This is a genomic window from Maridesulfovibrio salexigens DSM 2638 (assembly GCF_000023445.1).
Classification (GTDB): domain Bacteria; phylum Desulfobacterota; class Desulfovibrionia; order Desulfovibrionales; family Desulfovibrionaceae; genus Maridesulfovibrio; species Maridesulfovibrio salexigens.
The window spans coordinates 2,685,728-2,699,444 of sequence record NC_012881.1 but is presented as its reverse complement, the minus strand read 5'-3'; the positions used below and the strand labels follow the sequence as shown (position 1 = coordinate 2,699,444).

General features: G+C 46.9%; 11 protein-coding genes. 8 read left to right on the top strand and 3 right to left on the bottom strand.

The window, feature by feature from the left end; genetic code table 11:
- Window positions 1-10: 10 nt before the first annotated feature.
- A complete protein-coding gene (locus DESAL_RS12355) occupies window positions 11-1,333 on the top strand; it encodes a deoxyguanosinetriphosphate triphosphohydrolase (protein WP_015852328.1) in 1,323 nt (440 codons plus the stop codon).
- A 3-nt stretch (window positions 1,334-1,336) separates the two neighbouring features.
- Here the strand turns inward: DESAL_RS12355 and DESAL_RS12350 are convergent, their stop codons facing one another.
- From DESAL_RS12350 to DESAL_RS12340, 3 genes are all read right to left on the bottom strand, one after another.
- The gene (locus DESAL_RS12350; RefSeq protein ID WP_015852327.1) at window positions 1,337-3,121 is read right to left on the bottom strand and encodes an HD domain-containing phosphohydrolase; all 1,785 of its coding nucleotides are present in this window, start codon (window positions 3,119-3,121) and stop codon (window positions 1,337-1,339) included.
- Window positions 3,122-3,323: 202 nt separating this feature from the next.
- A complete protein-coding gene (locus DESAL_RS12345) occupies window positions 3,324-5,252 on the bottom strand; it encodes a S9 family peptidase (RefSeq protein ID WP_015852326.1) in 1,929 nt (642 codons plus the stop codon).
- A gap of 1 nt (window position 5,253) precedes the next feature.
- Window positions 5,254-6,339, bottom strand: a complete 1,086-nt coding sequence (locus DESAL_RS12340; protein ID WP_015852325.1) for a GGDEF domain-containing protein — start codon at window positions 6,337-6,339, stop codon at window positions 5,254-5,256.
- Between the two features lie 360 nt (window positions 6,340-6,699).
- On the opposite strand from DESAL_RS12340, the gene gpt reads away from it, so the two are divergent.
- The 7 genes from gpt to DESAL_RS12305 all read left to right on the top strand — a co-directional run bounded on the left by gpt (window position 6,700) and on the right by DESAL_RS12305 (window position 13,701).
- Entirely contained in the window at window positions 6,700-7,170 is a 471-nt protein-coding gene (gene gpt, locus DESAL_RS12335; RefSeq protein ID WP_420250560.1) for a xanthine phosphoribosyltransferase, read from the top strand.
- A 175-nt stretch (window positions 7,171-7,345) separates the two neighbouring features.
- Window positions 7,346-8,422 carry a BMP family ABC transporter substrate-binding protein gene (locus DESAL_RS12330; protein WP_015852323.1) on the top strand — a complete coding sequence of 359 codons (1,077 nt, stop codon included), beginning with the start codon at window positions 7,346-7,348 and terminating at the stop codon, window positions 8,420-8,422.
- A gap of 6 nt (window positions 8,423-8,428) precedes the next feature.
- Entirely contained in the window at window positions 8,429-9,487 is a 1,059-nt protein-coding gene (locus tag DESAL_RS12325; RefSeq protein ID WP_015852322.1) for an ABC transporter permease, read from the top strand.
- 12 nt (window positions 9,488-9,499) lie between these two features.
- The gene (locus tag DESAL_RS12320; protein ID WP_015852321.1) at window positions 9,500-10,420 is read left to right on the top strand and encodes an ABC transporter permease; all 921 of its coding nucleotides are present in this window, start codon (window positions 9,500-9,502) and stop codon (window positions 10,418-10,420) included.
- Between the two features lie 9 nt (window positions 10,421-10,429).
- On the top strand, window positions 10,430-11,971 hold the full coding sequence (locus DESAL_RS12315; protein ID WP_015852320.1) for an ABC transporter ATP-binding protein: 1,542 nt from the start codon (window positions 10,430-10,432) through the stop codon (window positions 11,969-11,971).
- Window positions 11,972-12,478: 507 nt separating this feature from the next.
- A complete protein-coding gene (locus DESAL_RS12310; protein WP_015852319.1) occupies window positions 12,479-12,976 on the top strand; it encodes a cytochrome c3 family protein in 498 nt (165 codons plus the stop codon).
- Between the two features lie 155 nt (window positions 12,977-13,131).
- The gene (locus tag DESAL_RS12305) at window positions 13,132-13,701 is read left to right on the top strand and encodes a TetR/AcrR family transcriptional regulator (RefSeq protein ID WP_015852318.1); all 570 of its coding nucleotides are present in this window, start codon (window positions 13,132-13,134) and stop codon (window positions 13,699-13,701) included.
- Window positions 13,702-13,717: the final 16 nt, after the last annotated feature.

Here is a 13,717-nt window from a genome sequence, read left to right as displayed (position 1 = left end):
TAAAATGTAAATGAAGTGGAATAAGTTACTAAGCAAGCAGAGAATCGGGAAAGAAAAATCAGACTACGCAGATAAGGACCGCAGTGAATTTCAGCGCGATTTTGACCGCATAATTTTTTCATCGGCTTTCAGAAGATTGCAGGACAAGACACAGGTGTTTCCGCTTTCGCGCAGTGATTATGTGCGAACTAGGTTGACCCACAGTCTTGAGACTTCCTCCGTGGGCCGTTCTCTCGGTAATATGGTCGGCAGTCGGCTGGTGGAAAAATATCCCGACCTTGATCTGATTTCCTCTGAACCGGGAACAGTGGTGGCTACAGCCTGCCTTGCCCATGATATCGGCAACCCGCCTTTCGGACATTCCGGTGAGGATGTTATCCGGGATTGGTTCCAATCTTCCGAAATTGGTTCAGAGCTTTGCTCAATGGTTGATGCAGAACAGCGAAATGATTTCATCTGGTTTGAGGGTAATGCGCAGGGATTGCGTAATATCCTCGCCTTGCAGCGACCATACAGTAAAGGGGGGATGCAGCTGACTTGTGCAACCTTGGCTGCTTTTACCAAGTATCCTTATGCCTCCGGGCATATCAAGGATAAGAAGAAGTTTGGCGTTTTCGCCAGTGAAGCTGACATTTACGCTGAGGTTGCCGAGCATCTTGGGTTGATTGAACTGGAAGAAAAAAAATGGGTACGTCATCCTTTTGCCTATCTGGTAGAGGCTGCGGATGACATCTGCTATCACGTCATTGATATTGAAGACGGGCACCGTCTTGATCTGATTTCATTTGATGAATTACGCAGCATCTTCTTGGATATCCTTGAAAATAAGGCGGATATCATTGATCGAGTTGACCGCATTCCCGGCAAGAAAGAACAGGTGGAATATCTGCGGGCCTGCACCATTAATGCGTTGGTTGAAAGTTCGTGTGGAGTCTTTTTCGATCATGAACAGGAAATTCTTGCTGGAGAATTTAATTCCAGTCTGACTGAGGAAATCAGAAAGGCCAAGGAGTTCAGCAGACTCAAGAAAGTTGCAATCGAGAAGGTATACAATTCCACTGAAGTTATTGAAACCGAGGCTGCTGCTTATGAGGTGCTATGGAAGATTCTGGATTTTCTGGGACGCATAGTTATTGAAATTCATACCAAGGGTAAACTGGGTGCGAAATGCAAAAAATCCGTCAAACTGTTGCCGGAACTTTACGCTCCGTCTACCGAGGCTACTGTGTACCAGAATACCCAGAAGATTGTGGACTACGTTTCCGGCATGACCGATACCTTTGCAGTCCGGACCTTCAATAAGATTTCCGGTATTTCCCTGTTGCGGCGCTAGTCTCTACTGTGATGGGTATTTACTTCTAATAATTCTAATTTCGTCAATATATTCAAAAAATAAATCAACAAGACTTGGATCAAATATTTTTCCTTTTTCTGCTTTAATATATTTAAAAACCTTTTCTTCGGGCCAGGCGGTTTTGTAGCACCGGTCCGAAGAGATAGCGTCATATATATCAGCAAGTGTGGTTATACGCGCATAGATATGAATATTTTTTCCCCGTAAACCGTAAGGGTAGCCCGTTCCATCCCAGCGTTCATGGTGCTGTGATGCAATTATACGTGCTGTGTTCAGTAGCTCGCGTTTGGATTTGTTCAGTATGTCATTGCCAATGTTAGTATGTTGTTTGATTATTTCATATTCTTTGTCTGTTAGTCTCCCTTTTTTGTGGAGGATTGTTTCAGGGATTCCTATTTTGCCGACATCGTGCATTGGGGAAGCTGCCTCAAGCAGTTTTAGTTCTGCTGTTTCCAATCCAAGCTTTTCTCCTAGCAGGCGAGAAATACTTGCTACTCTTTTTACATGATTCCCTGTTTCCTTTGATCTGACTTCAATAACTTCTCCGAGGGTTGTGACCAATTCGCGTTGAGTTTCAATGATTTCGTTGTCCAGCTCCATCATCTTCAGGTTGTTCTGGTTGAGCAGTTTTTGTTTTTTCAGGTTCATTGCCAGCAATGCCACTATACAGAGCAGAACTGTGAATGCACCCGAGGCGGGAATCAGCACTGAAGAATGTTTTTCCAGAAAGTTTACCGGTTTGTTTATGATGATGGCATTTTCAGGGAGATTACTTTCAGGGATATTGAAACGTTGCAACGTCTTGTGATCATATATGTTCTGTTGTGTTGTAGCGATTTTTTGAAATGGGGGAACCATATTGCCTTGCAGAATTTGTGCGAGAGTGAGTGCGGCTTGCTTCCCGAATTCATTGGGTTGCAGGGTGTTTCCTCCCAATGTGCCGGTGTTGAGCTGGTATGCCCATGATACCAGTATTGGTACGGATGAAATTCCGGAAAGTTCTTTTTCCGCATCTCCTTGCGGAAGGATTCTTCCATCTGCTGATCTGAAAAAAGGAAGCAGGTAAAGGAAGTCGTTTTTTCTGCGGGTAGAAGCAAAATGTTTTAATTCATCAAAACTCATTTCGGTTATATATTCGACCGGAATGGCTGTTTCGTTTGTTTCATTAATAGTGCGGATTTCTTCGGCAATGCTGATTCCGGTTGGGGTGGAATCATAAATTACAAATACTCTCTGGGCGTCAGGTCTGATCAGGTGTGCCTGTCGGATAGTTTCACCATGGTCTGCCTGCTCAACGATAATACTCTTGATTTGTGAATTTGTAGCCGGTGGAACGGCCTTATTAATTCCACAAGCAACCACCGGAACTCCGGGGAAAAGTTCTTCGCCGTGTTCTTCGATAAAACTTAAGGCATTGTTGTCGCTGACGATGATTCCATCGGGTTGGGCTTTTGCATATTTTTGTTTGTAAATAGTGAACAGGGAGTTGATGTATGTCTTGTTGTATATATTTTTGGTGTCCATAAACTCCACTCTGAAAAGAGTGGGGCGGTTCAGTTCTTTGAATCCGTCAATAATCCCTTGGTTTAGACCGTTAGTCCACTGGAAGTCGTTTGAATATGAGTGGAGTACCAGAATTGTTTCCGGCTGTTGTGGGTGAGTTTTTTGGGAGTAAGCGATGTCTACTAAAAGGGACAGGAAGATATAGCTTAAAGCAATGCAGAATATTAGCAGCTTGTTGATCCAAAAGGTTCGCTCTCTTTTCATTGCTGTTTCTCCCCATGTGTACGTAAAGCAGATTCAGTCAGTATAAGAAAATTCTATTTTTATAAGTGGAGCCTATTTAAGTATACATTATGAGGTTGTTTTAGTGCAAGGATATGCTAAATTAAAAGATGCCAGTAAAAAAGGCTGAAAGCAATCCGTATTAGTGGATGCTTTCAGCCATATAGTGCAGAGTCTTTTCAGCTTATTGCAGCAAATGCTCGTCCAAGAACTTTTCCATGGCTTCATAGAAATCAAAGCGGTTTTCCTGATTCTGGAAACCGTGACCTTCGTTATCCTTAACCATGTATTCCACTGCCACGCCGCGGTCCCGCAGGGCTTTGACTATCTGATCGGATTCGGCCTTTTTCACGCGCGGGTCGTTGGCTCCCTGAGCTACAAAAAGCGGGGCCTTGATTTTGTCCGCATGGAATACCGGTGAGACTTTGCGCAGAAGCTTGTAGTCTCGTACCGGATCACCGACCTTAATGTAGAATTCTTCCTTTTCGGTCTCCCAGTACGGAGGCAGGGTCTCAAGCAGGGTGAACAGGTTGGACGGGCCGACGTAGTCGATGCCGCAGGCATACAGGTCTGGGGTAAAGGTCAGTCCGCCAAGAGTGGCGTATCCTCCGTATGATGCACCGTAAATGGCAACCCGTTCAGGATCGGCAATGCCTTGATCTATAAGCCAGTTGACTGCATCAGTCAGGTCGTTCTGCATGTTGAGGCCCCACTGCTTGAACCCTTTTTCCCAGAATTCTCGGCCATATCCCACGGAACCCCGGAAGTTGACCTGCATTACTGCAATACCTCGGTTGGTCAAGAATTGCACTTCGGGATTGAATCCCCAATAATCTCTGGCCCAAGGGCCGCCGTGAGGATTGATGAGTATCGGCAGGTTCTTAGCCTCTTTTCCTTTCGGCAGGCTTAAATATCCGTTGATGGTCAACCCGTCACGCGAAGTGAAGGATACCGGTTTCATTTCAGCCAATTTAGACTGATCAAACCACGGGCTGACTTTTGCAATTTTTTCGAGCTGCTTGTTCTCAATATCATATATATAACCGGCACCGAGGCTGCGGTCAGAGTAAGTACGGACAATGCATTTGGATTCATCCTTGTTCGCATCAGTGATGATCACCTCATGTCCGGGTAGCATTGCCTCCAAATCGGCTTGAACCTCTTCTCGCTTATCATCAAAAAAGACATAATGATGCTTATCAGTATAGAATCCCGCTCCGGTAATTACCTTACGTGTTTTAGAGTAGAGAAGCTGTACAACGTCCACATCCGGGTGTTCGAAAACAAGGTGTTCCAACTTCAGAGTCGCCGGGTCGAAAAGATAGATGGCCTGTTTATCGCGGTCGATATTGGTGCTGACGTAGAATTTTTCGTTTTTGAAATCAAAAAGCAAGGGAGCGAATGCTGTTCTGAAATCCATACTCATGATCGGCCGGAATAAGTCATTTGCATTTTTCCTATACAGGATGACGTTCTGACCGTTGCGGCTGGCAACAGCAAGGCGCACTGTGCCGTTATGATCGGTCATCCAACCGCTGACATCACCGGGATTTCGGGCTTCAAGTTTGAGATCGCCAGTGACGATGTTGAGTTTATAAACATCAAAGAGTCTGGGGTCGTCCTTGTTGATAGTGATCAGGATGTGATCGTCATCGCCCTCTAGCTCGTCCAGCAGGTTGGTGCGTGTATTTTCAAACGGGGTCAGGTCTTTCTCCCCGCTGCCGTCAATGGCGGCTGAAAAAGTATGCACATTTTCATCTCCACCTGAATCCTGTCCGAAGACAATACGTTCGCTTCCAGCCCAGAAATAGCCGTAAATATCCCTTTGGGTTGCACTGGTCACTCTGGTCGTTTTATCGCTGGAAAGGTCTTTTACAAAAATATTGAGCCGGTCTTTCCAAGGTGCCAGCCAAGCAATCTTGTTGCCATCCGGGGAGATTGTAAAGCCTGCCGCCTCGGGATTCTTAAAGAAATCGCGCAGGGGAATCTGGCCTGTTTTGAGTTTTAGATCCGTTTTTGCCGGGGCAGGAACAGGTTTGTGGGTGGAACAGGCTGCAAGGCCCAGAAAAAGGGCGACAGCAAAGACAGCAACAATAAATCTTGGCTTTATCATTTTATTTCTCAGTAGGTTTTACAGGTTCTGGGTGGGTGTAAACGGTTCCGGGACCATATTTCTTGGATTCATTCAAAGCCAGATCGACTTTTTTGAGCAGGGATTCTCCTGTTTCCCCCTGATCGCACATGGCGATTCCGGTATTCATCATGAAAGGAATAGTCTTCAGGAGTTTAGTCGTCGAAACAAGCTTGTTGATTTTTTCAGTAAGATTCTTGGCATTAGTTGCACTTGTATGCGGAGCGAGGATGATGAACTTATCACCTCCAACACGGAAGAAGCTGTCCGGTCGTCTTAAATTTTTGCGTACCACACGCGCAAATCCTGCCAGAATTTTATCGCCGGCCTTCTGACCGTGTTTTTGGTTGATGGTTTTAAAGTCGTGAATATCCATTTTTATTAGGGCGAGGTCTGAGCCGTATCTTGTAGCGGAGGATACAGCCTTTTCCGCTTCCTCGTAGAATTTCATCCTGCCGGGAAGGTTGGTCAGGGTATCCCTTTCAGCAAGTTTTTTGATAGTTGATTTGCTGACTTCCTTTTCACGGGCGCATCTGATTAATTCTTCTCGCATGGGGGAGTCTACAAGGAAGTGGTGCAATGCCGCGAGGATGCAGATCATGAAAAGGATTCCATATTCATATTTCACCATGTTTACATGAAGGTCGTCAGAGATCTTGTTGATATCTCCTGAAACCATGCCTATGGATGAATCCAGTTCCCGTGTAGCGATGTTAATCACTTTATTGTCGCCTGATGCAGCGGCTTTAAGAAAAGTGTCCGCCGAAGCAAAAAAGTTGGACTCTTCGTTGTTCAGCAGATTGGTTAAGCGGCTGTCCGCAGGGTAGCTTTGTAATTCTTCAAGAATGGATTTGAAAATCCTTATAGTCGATTCATGCTGCATGCCTGCGGGTGCTGTCAGTATTTCTACGGATGTTGTGCGCAATCCGCTGAGTAGATTCTGGGTATCCAGCAGGTTTTTGCGTTCTATTACTATAGTGTGAAAAAGATAAAGTGCAGCGAGAGCCAGCACAAGAATAAGCGGGATGGTTATTTTGTAACGCAATCGGGCGGCATCCTGAAATCTCATAAGCATTAACCTTTAATTTTGAGTTGATCGGATTTTCTCAGCTCCAATTATTCTTTTATCCTTGCCAGTGTTTTATGTAAAATCAAAAATAAATAATGGCTCCAGAGGTGTTTTGTCAGTGGCCGCTCAGGGTAGACGGGATGAGTTTTCTGCTGTTAAAAGATTGGTTGCTGTTTAAACTGTTATTTTACGGTAATTGAGGCCTATCTGAGCTGATAGAAAATACACCTGAATTTCCATAAATGTGGAATTGCGTTTATTTTTATGTTGCTCTTGTCCATTCCTTGGGCTAGGGAAACCGCGTGCATGCATGGAAATTAAGGAGAAGATAAATTGTCCAAGGCAGACAGATATAATAAAATGTACCCCATTTCATGGGAACAGCTGCACCGGGATTGCAGGGCTTTGTCCTGGCGGTTGCTCGAAAAAGGTCCTTTTGAAGGTATCCTTGCCATTACCCGCGGCGGACTTGTTCCTGCGGCGATTCTGGCTCGCGAACTCGATATAAGACTTATCGACACCGTCTGCATTTCCACTTATGATTGGAAAGTTCAGGAAAAGAAAGCCACTGTGCTTAAAGATTTCAAAGGCGATGGAGAAGGCTGGCTTCTGGTCGACGATCTCGTTGATACCGGAGGCACCGCCAGACTGGTCCGGGAAATGGTTCCCAAGGCCCATTTCGCCACGGTTTACGCCAAACCGGAAGGCCGTCCTTTAGTGGATACCTTCATCACAGAAGTAAGTCAGGATACTTGGATTCTCTTCCCGTGGGACAGCGAAACTCAATTTGCACAGCCCATCGTGAAGGTTTCTCAGGAAAACAATAGTTAAAGTCTTTCGCGGCTTTAATTCGGTTCAGGTTTACAGACATTTGCATTTCCAGCTGCCGGACGCAGGGAGTCCGGGGGCTGGTTGTGTATTTGTTTTTTTGTTTTCACATTTAGGGGAAGGTTCGTTGATACGGAACTTCAACAGGGTTTACTAACAAATTCTCAAGGAGTGGATGATGCGTAAAGTTCTGCTTATGGCTGTTGTTGCAGCCATGTCCGTGATGCTGGCATCCGTTGCGTTTGCCGGTGCTAAGAAGGACAAAGTTAAAGTCGGTTTTGTTTACATTTCTCCCGTGGGTGACGAAGGTTACTCTTATGCACAGGATCAGGGCCGTAAGGCTATCGACGCCCTTCCCTGGGTTGAGACTTCCTATGTTGAATCCGTTGCTGAAGGTCCGGACTCCGAGCGCGTAGTACTGAACTTCGCACGTAAAGGTTACGACATGGTTATCGGTACCAGCTTCGGTTACATGGATCCCATGGTTAAAGTTTCCAAAAAATTTCCCAAGACCGCATTCATGCATTGCTCCGGTTTCAAAACCACCCCTAACATGAGCAACTACTTTGGCCGCATGTATCAGGCTCGTTACCTGACCGGTATCGTTGCTGGTATGATGACTAAGTCCAACGTAATCGGTTACGTTGCTGCTTTCCCCATCCCTGAAGTTATCCGCGGCATCAACGCTTTCACCCTCGGTGTACGTTCAGTTAACCCCGAAGCTACTGTTCGCGTAGTATGGACCAAGACCTGGTACGATCCTGCACTGGAAAAAGACGCAGCTATCTCTCTTCTGGATATGAAAGCTGACGTTATCACCCAGCATCAGGATTCCCCCGGTCCTCAGGAAGCAGCTCAGGAACGCGGCAAGTACTCCATTGCTTACAACTCCGATATGTCCAAAATGGCTCCCAAGGCTCACCTGACCGCTGCTGTCTGGAACTGGGCACCTCTCTTCAAGAATGCTGTTGAGCAGCTGCGTGACGGCGTTTGGCAGGGTAACGAGTCCCTGTGGTGGGGCATGGATCAGGGCATCGTAGATATCGCTCCTTACGGTCCCATGGTTCCCCAGAATGTTAAGGACAAAGTTGCTGAAGCCAAGAAAGCTATTGTTGAAGGCAAAAACGCAATTTTCGTAGGTCCCCTCAAGGACCAGAACGGTAAAGAAATGGTTCCGGCCGGAAAAACCATGACCGATCCCGAAATGCTCGGTATGATGTGGTTTGTTGAAGGCGTAATCGGAAACACCAAGTAATAATTTATGTTGGGTTATCGCTTACAAAAGCGTGACGAACCCTGGAACTGGGGCGCCCCGATTATTATCGTGGGCGCTCTGGTTCTATCTTTCGGGATCAGCGCGCTCCTGCTTGAATTGCAGGGAAAATCTGCTGTACAAGGACTCCTCGTGCTCTGGCAGGGGTCTTTTGGTGCTTCATGGGCTTTGGAAGATGCCCTTTTAAAATCTATTCCCATTTTTCTCTGTGCACTGGGTGTAGCTACTGCCTTCAGGATGCAGGTCTGGAATATCGGGGCTGAAGGCCAGTTTGCGCTCGGCGCAATCGGGGCTACATGGGCCGCGCTTACTTTTCCTGATCTGCCCGGCTTCCTGCTCATGCCGCTCATGTTTATCTGCGCTGCGATATTCGGGGCTTTCTGGGCTTACGTCCCGGCCATTCTGCGGCTCAAATTGCAGGTCAATGAGATTATCTCCACCCTGATGCTCAACTACATTGCTATCCTGCTGCTTCAATACCTCGTGTTCGGCGCATGGAAAGACCCGGCCAGTTTCGGTTTTCCGGTTACTCCCGAATTTACTCCCGGTGCTATCATCGGTCAGATCGGCGATTCCCGTCTGCACTGGGGTTTTGCGGTTTGTGTCGGTTCCGGTATTGCTATGTGGGCGTTCATGCGTTTTACCCGCCTCGGGTTCGAGATCAAGGTTGCGGGGGAAGGCGAGCGTATCGCTATGTACTCCCGCCTGCCGTACGGAATGCTGACCATTCTTGTTATGGCTATCTCCGGCGCATTGGCTGGATGGGCCGGATGCATTGAAGCTTCTGCCACCATCAACAGGCTGCAGCCCTCCATCATGGTCGGCTACGGTTACACTGCTATTGTTGTTGCATGGCTTGCCAGACTGCATCCCCTGTACATAGGTATTTCCGCTTACCTGCTCGCAGCACTGCGCGTAGGTGTTGAGAATATGCAGCTTGAATTGCAGACCCCGGCATCTTTCGGTTCCATTATGGAAGGGCTGATTCTCATGTCCGTTCTTGCGGGACAGATGCTGGTTACATATAAGATTGTTAAGAAGAAGTAGTCGGGTGATATAATGTTGGAAAGTTTTATTGTCCCCCTGCTGGCTGCCACTGTGCAGTCCGGTACACCGATCCTCTACGCTACTCTTGGTGAAATTCTCACTGAGAAGGGCGGAGTGCTCAACCTCGGTGTCGAAGGTATGATGAGCATGGCGGCTTTTGCGGCCTTTTTTGTTACTCTGACCACTGGAAATCCGTGGCTTGGATTCATAGCCGGAGGTATTGCCGGAACATTTATGGCTGCGCTGCACGGTATTGTTTGTATTACCTGCCTCGGCAACCAGGTTGTTTCCGGTCTGGCGTTGACCATCCTCGGTGTGGGGCTTTGTAACTTCCTTGGCACTCCGTATATCGGTACCGCTACTGAGGGTTTTGACAAGTTCAGCTTTCCCGTGCTTTCCTCCCTCCCTTATATCGGGGATATCTTCTTCAAGCAGGACGCCCTTGTCTATGTTTCTTATCTGGTTCCTATGCTGTTTATGCTCTTCATTAACCGCACCAGTCTCGGTCTGGCTATCTCTGCCGTAGGTGAGAAGCCCGCTGCAGCCGCAGCCGTGGGACTCAAAGCCATTCGCCTGCGCTGGATTGCTCTGCTTGGCGGTGGCTTTTTTATTGGTCTGGGCGGTTCTTATCTTTCCCTTGCCTACACCCACCTCTGGGCCAACGGCCTTTCCGGTGGACGCGGCTGGATCGCTGTTGCATTGGTTATTTTTGCTTTCTGGAGACCGGGACGTGCTGTTTTCGGTGCTTACCTTTTTGGTGGAGTCATGGCATTCCAGCTCCGTTTGCAGGCTGTAGGAACCCATATCCCGTCATCCTTACTGCTGATGCTGCCTTATGCGCTGACTATTTTGGTGCTGATCTTCTCCGCTATGCGGGGACGCAGCGGTAATGCTCCCGCACACCTGGGAATCAACATCGAGCCTGAAGGATAGGTGGTAGCAATGAGTTCACATCAGGATTTCACCCGTCCCGAATGCCAGAAGGCTACCGGTTTTGAAGGTTGCGCTCCGCTTATTTCTTTGAAGGGCATTACCAAGCGCTTCGGTAAGGTTGTCGCTAACAATAATATTTCACTTGATCTCTATCCCGGCCGCATCAAGGCACTGCTTGGTGAGAACGGAGCGGGTAAGAGTACTCTTATGTCCATGCTTGCAGGGCGTTTCCGTCCTGACGAAGGATATATTGAAGTTGACGGCAAGCGCGTTGACTTCTCCAACTCCAAAGACGCCATTAAAGCCGGGGTCGGAATGGTTTACCAGCATTTCATGCTGGTCGATACCATGACCGTAGCCCAGAACGTGCTGCTTGGTCAGGAAGGCGGTTTCTTCGTCAACCCCAAGGAGATGGAAGCAAGGGTACGTAAGCTTGCAGAAGATTATGAACTTGAGATCGATCCTTCCGCCAAAGTTTCAACCCTTTCTATGGGTGAGAAACAGCGCGTGGAAATTCTCAAGCTCCTTTATCGTGAGAGCAGGGTGTTGATTTTCGATGAACCCACCGCGGTTCTCACTCCCCGCGAAGCTTTCCGTCTTTTCGAAGCTCTCTGGGCAATGACCCGTCAGGGCAAGTCTGTAGTCTTCATCAGCCACAAGCTTGAAGAAGTTATGGCCATTGCCGATGAGGTCGCTATTTTGCGCCGTGGTAACATCGATGCCGAGGTTCCCCGCGACAAGATTACTTCCAAGGCTGATCTGGCTTGCCGCATGGTTGGTAAGGAAGTCATCCTTGAAGTGGACAAGGAAGAGGTTGAGGTCGGCGAGAAGGTTCTGGAAGTAAAGAATATGACCGGAATCGGCTTGCGCGATATTAATCTTGATGTGCGCAAAGGTGAGGTTGTTGCTATTGTCGGTGTTGCCGGTAACGGACAACAGGAGCTTGTGGAAGGTGTTTGCGGTATGCGCAAGCCTCCCAAAGATACAATTTTTATCATGGGCAAGCCGTGGCGGAAGTTCTTTGCTGAAATGACTTGGAATAATTCCATGTCTTACATTCCTGAAGACCGTCTTGATCTTGCTACTGCCCGCAACCTTGATCTGGTGGATAACCTGCTTTTAACCACCCGTCAGGGATTTTCCGCAGGGCCGCTGTTGCAGCACGATAAAGCTGCCAAGGTGGCTGAAGAGCTGGTCGAGGAATATGATGTCCGTCCCGGCCGTATTCGCGCTCTGGCATGGCAGCTTTCCGGTGGTAACTTGCAGAAGATGGTGCTGGCACGTGAACTTTACCGTCAGCCGCATCTTATCGTTGCGGAACAGCCTACACAGGGGCTGGATATTTCTGCTACCGAGGAAGTCTGGAACAGACTTCTTGAGGCCCGCAAAATGGCCGGTGTCCTGCTCGTGACTGGAGATCTTGGCGAAGCGTTGCAGTTGGCTGACCGTGTGGCTGTCATGTATTGTGGCCAGATCATGGATGAATTCTCAGTTAATGATAAAGCGAAAGTAGACAACATTGGTTTGCTTATGGCCGGTGTGCGCGAGTAGTTTTTCCGGATTTTTGATCAAAATATACGCTTAATAAATGTAAGCCCTTCTTTGTGTAACAAAGAGGGGCTTTTTATTGTTTTGAATATAAAACGGGGTATAAATTCCCATCTGTGAATGTCCGTTATTCAGGACAGGGAAGGTAAGTTTATCATTATAGAAAAAATGTGAAGTTTTTTTTGATTCTAGTGTGAAATAAGTGGATATTAGTTTTGTTAATTTTGCTTATGTTTTTGTGCAAAAATTACCAAATCTAGACTTACTGAATATAACTTTTGCCAGTTGAGCTGTGTAAAATTATATTTATATGCTTAGTTGTAGTTGTTTTGTGGTTTATTGTGTTTGTTTTACATAAAACCGACTTGTGTGAAAATTTTCCCAATCTGTGTTGTGTAGTCTCTCAAACCGCTGTTTTCGGGCGTTGCATAGTATGTACATCTACGTATTTTTATTGAAATAATCCCTGATTTTGAGTAGGAAGGTACGACTTTCATGAGGAGGAATAGAATGAAGACTAATTTTCTGTATGTTGGAGCGGCTGTTGTCTTTGCCGTTCTCGTAATTGTGTACTCAACTGCGACCAGCAATCTTAGTGAGGAGATTGCAAGCATTTCCGGTAATGAGAAAGTAGAAATCGTTTCCGAAGAGCTGGTTGTAAGGTTTCCCGTAAATCTCGAATTCAAACGTCCTGAAGTGCTGAATCAGGTTCGGTTTACTCCGGTCAAATTCTCTCACTTTGACCATCAGGACGTTAACTGTTCTAAGTGTCACCACACTTGGGATGGTAAGTCTCAGATCAAAAGCTGTGCAGCTCCCGGTTGTCACGACAACCTGAAACAGAAAGCAGCACCTCACTCTTACTTCAAGGCGTTCCATACCCTTCAGAGTGACATCAGCTGTCGTGGTTGCCATGTGAAGATGAACAAGGCTGGCGAGACTGACATCGCTACTGCTCCTTGTGCAAACAACGCATGTCACCCCAAGCAGGAAAGAGCACACAACTAGAAAGTATTTCATAACTTTTCGAAGTTGTTCGCTAAAGCCGTCTGTGGTTGCCCCACAGACGGCTTTTTTTTGTCGCGTTTGCATCTTGACTTGATTTTATGTTTTGTATAATTTGTACATACCATACGGTATGGTATTGTTTTATGGAGGTGAGGATGACAAAGAAAACGGAGAAGAATGAATCCCGGCATTGTGCTGCAGATTTGCTTGGTGCGGGATTGAAGTTGCTTGAAACTGACAGTGTACAGCAACTCACGATTGATGCCCTTTGCCGGAAATTAAAAGTTACGAAGGGCTCGTTTTACCATCACTTCAAGAATCGCGCAGATTTTCTGGAGAGGATGCTTGAGCATTGGGTGAAGGGCTGGACGCTTGCCAGTATCGAAGCAGCAGACGAGGGCGTTGATGCCGTTGAACGCTTCAATTTGATAGTCGAAAAATCGCATAAGCTGCCATCAGGGACAGAAACCAGTATCAGGGCGTGGGCTTTACATGATCCGCTTGCACAGAAGTGTATCGAGCAGGTTGACAGTATGCGAATTGAATATTTGCGTTCTATTTTTGAAGAGGTCGGCGGAGATCATGAACGGGCAGTGCTGCTTTCAAAAATAAGTTACTCAATGTTTCTTGGTGTTCGCATGATGGGGGACAATATCTCGGAAGATGACCACAGCCGTATTCTCAAAACAATGAAGCAGGAGTTGTACAAAATTCCTGCGAAATAAAATGGGAGTTTGTATC

Coding starts and splice junctions, on each gene's coding strand:
- DESAL_RS12340 (WP_015852325.1), bottom strand. CDS start 6,339: ATGAGATTTCAGGATGCCGCCCGATTGCGTTACAAAATAACCATCCCG.
- DESAL_RS12315 (WP_015852320.1), top strand. CDS start 10,430: ATGAGTTCACATCAGGATTTCACCCGTCCCGAATGCCAGAAGGCTACC.
- DESAL_RS12325 (WP_015852322.1), top strand. CDS start 8,429: ATGTTGGGTTATCGCTTACAAAAGCGTGACGAACCCTGGAACTGGGGC.
- DESAL_RS12350 (WP_015852327.1), bottom strand. CDS start 3,121: ATGAAAAGAGAGCGAACCTTTTGGATCAACAAGCTGCTAATATTCTGC.
- DESAL_RS12330 (WP_015852323.1), top strand. CDS start 7,346: ATGCGTAAAGTTCTGCTTATGGCTGTTGTTGCAGCCATGTCCGTGATG.
- DESAL_RS12320 (WP_015852321.1), top strand. CDS start 9,500: ATGTTGGAAAGTTTTATTGTCCCCCTGCTGGCTGCCACTGTGCAGTCC.
- DESAL_RS12355 (WP_015852328.1), top strand. CDS start 11: ATGAAGTGGAATAAGTTACTAAGCAAGCAGAGAATCGGGAAAGAAAAA.
- gpt (WP_420250560.1), top strand. CDS start 6,700: ATGTACCCCATTTCATGGGAACAGCTGCACCGGGATTGCAGGGCTTTG.
- DESAL_RS12305 (WP_015852318.1), top strand. CDS start 13,132: ATGACAAAGAAAACGGAGAAGAATGAATCCCGGCATTGTGCTGCAGAT.
- DESAL_RS12345 (WP_015852326.1), bottom strand. CDS start 5,252: ATGATAAAGCCAAGATTTATTGTTGCTGTCTTTGCTGTCGCCCTTTTT.
- DESAL_RS12310 (WP_015852319.1), top strand. CDS start 12,479: ATGAAGACTAATTTTCTGTATGTTGGAGCGGCTGTTGTCTTTGCCGTT.